Source organism: Aeromicrobium sp. (assembly GCF_049586495.1).
GTDB lineage: Bacteria > Actinomycetota > Actinomycetes > Propionibacteriales > Nocardioidaceae > Aeromicrobium.
The window spans coordinates 1-2,042 of sequence record NZ_JBAVCB010000104.1 but is presented as its reverse complement, the minus strand read 5'-3'; the positions used below and the strand labels follow the sequence as shown (position 1 = coordinate 2,042).

Below are 2,042 nucleotides of genomic sequence, written 5' to 3'. Positions count from 1 at the left end.
CTTCCGGCGCCTCCTTTGTGATGTCGAGGTCTGCCTCCACCCCCGAGATGGCGGTCCCGTCATTGGTGTTTGACGAGGGTCCATCTACCGCTGACACGAGCGTGAACGTTGGACTGGTCGAATCCGGTGCGGCGACCGCCACCTGGCGAAGGGTTCCGCTGTAGTTGGCGGAAAATCCGAGGTTCCCATTGCCGTACGTCCATGCCCCTCCGGAAACTTCGGTCTGAAACGGCGGGTCGAATACGTCTGTTGCTGCCGTATCGGGATCGATACGGACAATTCCGTCCTCGTTCATCGCCCACAAGAACCCGCCGGCCATGGCGATATCACTGGTGTAGGTCGTGTCGCCCACCCTCGTTCCGACCAGGGTGTCGACGTTCACCTGGAAGAGGGCGTCGGCAGTCTGCACGAGAAGGGTGTCGGCCCATGCTGTACCGACCTCCCCAAAGGTTGCACTGATCCACGGGCTTGGCACACCGGCTACCTCACCCAGTTCGGTGATGGCTCCTCCCTGACCAATCCGAACGAGGGCCGCGACCTGCTCGTCGTTCTTGTCAGCCGCGTAGATGTACTGGTCGCTGGCGCGGTACGCGATCCCGTTGTAATGAAAAGCCGACGGCCCGCCCGCCGGAGAGAAGCTCAGACCCGCATCGCTCTGCCGAGCTTCAAACAGCTGGGTGGGCACCCTCTGGGAGATGTAGACGACGGGATCGGTCGGCTCGAAAGCATCGCCCGGTGCCGCTTGCGCGGGTTGTGGATGCAGCATCAGAGCAGTTGAGGCGAGCATGCCGCCAGCCATGGCCAGGACGCTCGCCATCGCGGCTGTGCGGCGCGCCCGAAGCGCTCGTCGACGACTTTTGACATGCATGATCCAACCCCCGATAGTTGCGACATTCCTTGCTGACCGCACGCCATCCAGCACTCGTGTCGTCGTGGGTCGCCACCACCTAACCGAGTCAGAGACTGGATGTCACGGAGAAACCACGCGTAGTGTCGTCATTCACCAACAGATTCACCCGCTGCTCAGAACGCTCAGATCGATGTGCCGGGGTCGGTCGGCCGAGTCTGCCTAGAGCAGGTCGTGCAGGACGATCGTTTGCTCGCGATCGGGGCCGACGCCGATGGTGGAGATCCTGGCGCCCGACATCTTCTCCAGTGCTGTGACGTAGGCCTGGGCAGTCGCTGGCAGGTCCGAGAACTCGCGGCACGCCGACAGGTCCTCGTGCCAGCCGTCGAAGAACTCGTAGATGGGCTTCGCGTGGTGGAACCCGGTCTGCGTCATCGGCATCTCGTCAACCCGTTCTCCGTCGACGTCGTAGGCGACGCACACCGGGATCTTGTCCCAGCCGGTCAACACGTCGAGCTTGGTGAGGACGAAATCGGTGACGCCGTTGATGCGAGCCGCGTACCGCGCGATGGGCGCGTCGTACCAACCGCAGCGCCGGGGCCGGCCGGTCGTGGTGCCGAACTCGGCGCCGTTCTTGCGCAGCTGCTCGCCATCGTCGTCGAACAGCTCGGTGGGAAAGGGCCCCTCGCCGACACGGGTCGCGTAGGCCTTGACGATGCCGATGACTCGCGTGATCTCGCGCGGCGCGATGCCCGACCCCGTGCACGCACCGCCGGTGGTGGCCGATGACGACGTGACGAACGGGTACGTACCGTGGTCGACGTCGAGCAGGGTGGCTTGGCCAGCCTCGAGCAGCACCGTCTTGTCGGCAGCGAGCGCCTCGTGCAGCAGAAGAGGGGTGTCCGCGACCATCGGGCGCAGCCGATCGACGTAGGAGAGCAGCTCCTCGACGACCTCGTCGACCTCGACCGCGCGGCGGTTGTAGATCTTGGTGAGAACCTGGTTCTTCAGGTCGAGAGCACCCTCGACCTTCTGGCGCAAGATCTTTTCATCGAACAGGTCCTGGACGCGGATGCCGATGCGGTTCATCTTGTCGGCATACGTGGGTCCGATGCCGCGGCCGGTGGTGCCGATCTTTCGGCTGCCCAAGAAGCGCTCGGCGACCTTGTCCATGGTGCGGTTGTAGTCGGCGATC

Annotated in this window: 2 protein-coding genes; both read right to left on the bottom strand. The window is 64.0% G+C overall.

Going from position 1 to position 2,042, the window contains the following annotated elements; all coding sequences use genetic code 11:
- On the bottom strand, window positions 1-799 hold a 799-nt coding region (locus WB508_RS05810), incomplete at its 3' end, for a DUF6923 family protein (RefSeq protein ID WP_423843937.1).
- Window positions 800-1,069: 270 nt separating this feature from the next.
- The coding region (locus tag WB508_RS05805; RefSeq protein ID WP_423843936.1) for an adenylosuccinate synthase at window positions 1,070-2,042 on the bottom strand (973 nt) is incomplete at its 5' end.